The sequence below is a fragment of the Kitasatospora sp. NPDC059747 genome (assembly GCF_042732955.1).
GTDB lineage: Bacteria > Actinomycetota > Actinomycetes > Streptomycetales > Streptomycetaceae > Kitasatospora.
The window spans coordinates 75,604-80,551 of the sequence record NZ_JBHWGV010000033.1 but is presented as its reverse complement, the minus strand read 5'-3'; the positions used below and the strand labels follow the sequence as shown (position 1 = coordinate 80,551).

Below are 4,948 nucleotides of genomic sequence, written 5' to 3'. Positions count from 1 at the left end.
CGGACGCCGGTGATGGTGCCGCCGCTGTAGACGAGTTCGTCGCCGCCCAGGTTGATGGTGGTCTTGCCAGGGTCGCGGCGGATGAGCTGGTTGCCAGCGGCGTCGTAGAGGTAGGTGGTCGGTCCGGCCGAGCCGGTCTTTGCGTAGGACGCGAGCTTGTCCTCGCCGTTCCACGTCAGGGTGGCGGTGCCGGAGGTGTCGGTGACGGCGGTGGTGTTGCCCGCCGCGTCGTACTGGGCGCTGGAGGCGCTGGTGCCGTTCGGCGAGGTGGTGTTGGTGGTGGTCAGGGCGTGCGGACCGCCGGTTCCGCCACCGGTGTTGGGCGCGGTGGTCGGGGTGTTGACGGTGCCGGTGGCCGGGAAGGTTTGGTTGGTGGTGGTGTCCTTGGTGGTGTCACCGGACGGGTCGTGCTGGACGAGCTGGGTGCGGTTGCCGGTGAGGTCGTAGCCGTAGCTCTGCCAGTACGCGGCGGGTCCGCCGACCGTCGTCCTCAGCGGGGCCTGGGCGCCGCTGGTGGGCGAGGAGTTCGTGCAGGAGCCGATGCCTCCCACCGTGGGCTGCGGAGCCTGGGTGAGCGTGCCGGTATCGGTCCACGAGTTGGTCAGGCGGCCGAGGTAGTCGTAGCCGAAGCACTGGAGGTCGGTGGACGACGGGGTGTTGTCCGGGATGTTGCGGACGGCCGTCATTCGCCCGGCTGCGTTGTAGGCATAGGTGACCTGCTGGACGGCGCCCTTGGCTGCGGTCTGCTTGTCGACGAACTGGGAGAGCGGACGGCCGGTGGACTCGTCGTAGGTGTTCGTGACGACGATCTGGGTGCCCCACGGGTTCACCGTGGCACGGATGGGGCGGCCGTAGGCATCCCAGTCCGAGGACACGTCATAGGTCGCACCGCCGTAGGCGCCGAAGCCGGCCAGCGGGCCGTACTGGTCGTAGCTGTAGTCGACCTCCTCGGCGGCATTGCCCCCGAGGGAGGGGCGGTGGTCCGAGGCGAGTGCGCCGGTGATCGGGTCGTAGGTCGCCTGGTAGGTGTACTTGAACGGGGCGGTGCCCTGGCCGATCTCGGTGCCGGGGATCGTGATGGTCGTCTTTGTCGGATGGTAGGCCGTGTCGTAGGCCAGGACCGCACTCGTGTAGGCGCTGCCCGAGGCGCCGCCGACGTAGCGGGTCGACGTGGCGGGCAGGCCTGGGAGGACCGTGTCGTAGGTGAATCCGGTCAGCTCGTTGGCCGGTGCGACCGAGCCAGCGTAGGAGCCGGTGGGGCGGCCGAGCAGGTCGTAGGTGTAGGTGATGGTCTGGCCGCGTGCGTCCGTGGTGGAGGCGAGCCGGTTGTCGGTGTCGTAGGTCTTGGTGGTGGTTCCGGTGTCCGGGTCGGTCGCGGTGACCTCACGTCCGCGCAGGTCGTAGCCGCGGGTCCAGGTGTTGCCGGCCGCGTCCTTGTGGAAGGCGAGCTGGCCGGCCGCAGTGTAGGAGTACGAGGTAACGTCCGCGTCGGCAGGGTTCCCGGTGGCGGAGGGCGTCTTGTACTGCCACAGCTGGGCGGTGCGTCCGCGCGCGTCCTTGACGACGGACATGGGCGTCGCACCGGCGGGCGGCGTCGTGTCCGTCCGGTCCGCACCCGGGTAGGCCGCAGTGGTGGTGCTCTGGGTCACGCCGTAGGCGAGGAACTGCTGCGCCACGGGGCGGCCAAGGCCGTCGTAGACGGTATCGGCCTCGGCCGGGACCTTGTTCGACGTGGTCTGGAACCGCGTCGTGCTGGGCGGCGAGTCGTTGTTGAACCAGCCGTTGTTGGAACTGCTGATCCGGCCCTGCGAGTCGTAGGCGGTGTCGGCGATCAGCCGGCCGGCCTTGTATGCGGAAAGAGCCGGAGTGGACTGGGTCTGGACGACCCTGCCCACACCGTCCATGATCTGAATGCCGACGGCGTATGTCTGCCCGTCCGACATCAGCGTGGAACTGGTAACGGTCGGCGGTACGGCGTTGCCGTTGACCATGCCCGGCGTCGAGTACGCGACCGTGGCACTGGCGCTGGCCGTGGTGGCGCGCCCAGGGGCCCAGACGCTGGTGACTCGTCCGAGGGCGTCGTAGGCCTTGGTGGTCGTGCGCCCGTTGGGGTCGGTGGTCTTGGTGGTGAGCGCGCGGGCCATATCCAGCGTGGTCGTGGTGGTGCGACCGGTGGCGGCGTCACTGGCGCCGGCCGGGGCCGGGGTGGTGACGCTGACGGTGCCCGGCAGCTCACCGGCGGTGGACGCGGTGTACGCGGTCGTGGTGGTGGCGCCGCTCGGGTGGGCGCTGTCGGTGGCGTCGGGGTCGGTCACGCTGACCAGTCGGCCGTAGCCGTCATAGGCCTGGTTCACCGAAGTGAACTGGGCGTTGCCCGAGGCGTCGTAGTGGTCGAGCGCGAACGTCGTCGTCGCGTCGTGCGCCGTGCCCAGCTGGCCGACGCCCTGACCGTCGTAGGCCGTCCTGGCCCAGGAGACGGTGTTGGCAGCCGTCGGTGTAGCGGTGCAGGCGTTGCTGCCCGAGACCGCGATCACCTCGGACGGGAGCACCTGGACCTGCGGGTCGGAGCCGGCCGCGTAGTTAGTGCGGGTGCAGATGTCCGGCAGGCCGTCGGCGGTCTCCAGCGAGGTCAGGAGCCGGTTCCCGTGCGCCGGATCGCTCGTGACGGTCTTGGCGACCGTCCCCCACGTGCCGTCGGACTTCAATGATCGCGAGGTGGTGACCGCGCCGGTGAAGTTGTAGCGGGCCGTGAGCGCAGGCATGCTGATGCCCTGGCTGTGCGTCGCCGTGGGCACAGGACCACTGGAGGTGCTGACCGAGTAGCCGACGACGCTGCCGCCGGCCTGCGCGTAGGTGTCGGACTCCAGGATCTCGCCGGAGAGCCAGTCGGAGTCGGTGACCTGACCGCTCATCGGGCCCGCGACCGAGACACTGCGTGTGGTTCCGCTTGCGAGGACGTCACCGTCCATGCCCTGGTAGTAGGTGGTGGAACTCTGGGACTTGGGGCCGTCGTTGCCGCTCCCGGTGATGGCGGTGACGCTCGCGTAGCCGCGGAACTGGTCCCAGGTGCGAGCGTTGTCGCGGGTCGTGGCCGAGTCGTTGCGGTGCCAGGCCGCCTTGCCGTAGCTGTAGCTGGTCACCATCGGCGTCGAGCCCGGGGTGCCAGGGTTCGTAGTGACGGTGGCGACCGGGTACTTCTGGAACCAGTCGTCCACGGGGGCCGCTCTGGCAGCCGAACCCGGCGGGTTCCACTTCACGTTGTAGCAGGAAAGCGTGTCACTGTCGGCGGAGGCCGGCATGACGTTGTTCACCCGAGAGCAATCGGCGGGAGCGTAGTTGACGCCAATGGTCCCGCCGGTCTCCGTGGTGATCATCTGGATGCGCGGCCGGTTGTAGGCCGGCGGTGCGGGCACCAGGTTCGTGCCGTCCACCCGGTTGGGCAGCAACATCGGAGTGAAGGACACCGGCTGCAGCGGGACCGGCGTCCCGGAGGCCTGGGTGTCCTGACCGGTGCGCTGGACCGAGGCCAGCCACGGAACCTTCGTATTCTCGGTCAGGTTCTGCACGTTGACGAACGTGTGGTTCAGCGCGTACGAATCGACCGTCTGGTAGGTGCCGTTGACCCGGACCTGGGTGACGATCGACGACAGCCACTTGGTCGTCCAGAACGTCGGCCCGTAGTTGGTGCACCCACTGGTGCCGTCGCACTGCTGGTCGAGCGGGACGTCCGGCCAGTTCGGCGCGTTGGCCGCCGTGCGTTGCGACGGGTCGCAGACCCCGCTGGAGGGATCGCACCGCTCGGCGGTGTTGAAGACGATCTTCGCGGCGGGGTTGTAGGCGCCGTTGTTGTTCAGCTGGTCCGAGAGCAGCTGGCCGTAGCCGATCGTGGAGGGCACTCCGCTGCGGGTGTAGGCGGTGCTGGTCCCGTTCCCCTGGCCGCCGCCGAGGGCGTAGTAGTTGATCTCGGGCGTGTAGGCGTTGGTGACCAGGTTGCCGTGCGGGTCGACCGTGAAGTCGAGGTTCCAGCGCCACGCGGTCTGGCACCAGGAGCCCTGGCCCTTGGCCGGGTCGTAGCACGGGTCCCCGCTGTTGGGGGAGAAGACCGGGACGGTCCACGCCGAGCCGCTATCCGCGCCGAGCGTGGTCGGGTTGCCGTTCGCGTCCGGCACGTGGTTCAGGCCGAAGTAGTACACCGTGCCACTGGTGTCGGTGACCTTGATGTAGGAACCGTTCCAGGTGCCGTTGGTCGCGCCGGTCAGGAACTGGATCTTCGTGCCGTCGTCGTTCTTCAGCCGCCAGGTGCAGGCGGCCTGCTCCATGGCGGCCGGTGCGCCGGACTGACAGGACGCGTCGTCCGGCACCAGCTGGCCGGAGTGGCCGCCCAGCGACAGGGCCATGTTGGCGCCGCCCCAGCACTGGTCGCCGGAGCCTGCGATCCCGTCCAGCGAACAGGGCTTGAAGGACCGCTCGACGAAGCCCGGGCTGTAGTCCCAGCCGTCACCGATCCAGGAAGCCTGCGAGTTCGTCGACGAGGTCTTGCCGTCCACCGACGACGAGTCGTACGACAGCGCCACCTTCGGACCCGAGCCCGCCAGCGCCGGCGGCGCCTGGATCGGATAGCCGTACGTGAACGCGCCCGACGCCGCGCCGCCGGTCCAGGCCTGCGAGGGCGCGAGCGGGGTCGCCGCGTAGGTGCCCGCGCCGCTGGAGGAGCCCGACACCACGGCGACCGTGGTCGACGTCGTGGTGTCGCCGGCGTACACGGCCCGGACCGGGCCGTCAGCCGCGGTGGCCGAGGCCTTGATGGTTGCGGACTTGGCGATTCCCGTCCCGGTCAGCGGGACGTGGGGGGGGGGGGGGGGTGGGGGCTGGTTGGGCCAGTCGTGGAGTGGGTTTGGTTGATAGGCTGATCGGGGTATATGTCGGGGTGGCTGGCCGAGGCGCTCGA

1 protein-coding gene is annotated in these 4,948 nt (G+C 69.5%); it reads right to left on the bottom strand.

Annotated elements, in window-relative coordinates; genetic code table 11:
- Positions 1-4,763, bottom strand: a 4,763-nt coding sequence (locus ACFV4G_RS17180; RefSeq protein WP_380441039.1) for an RHS repeat domain-containing protein, incomplete at its 3' end; no start/stop codon positions are given.
- Between the last annotated feature and the right edge of the window lie 185 nt (positions 4,764-4,948).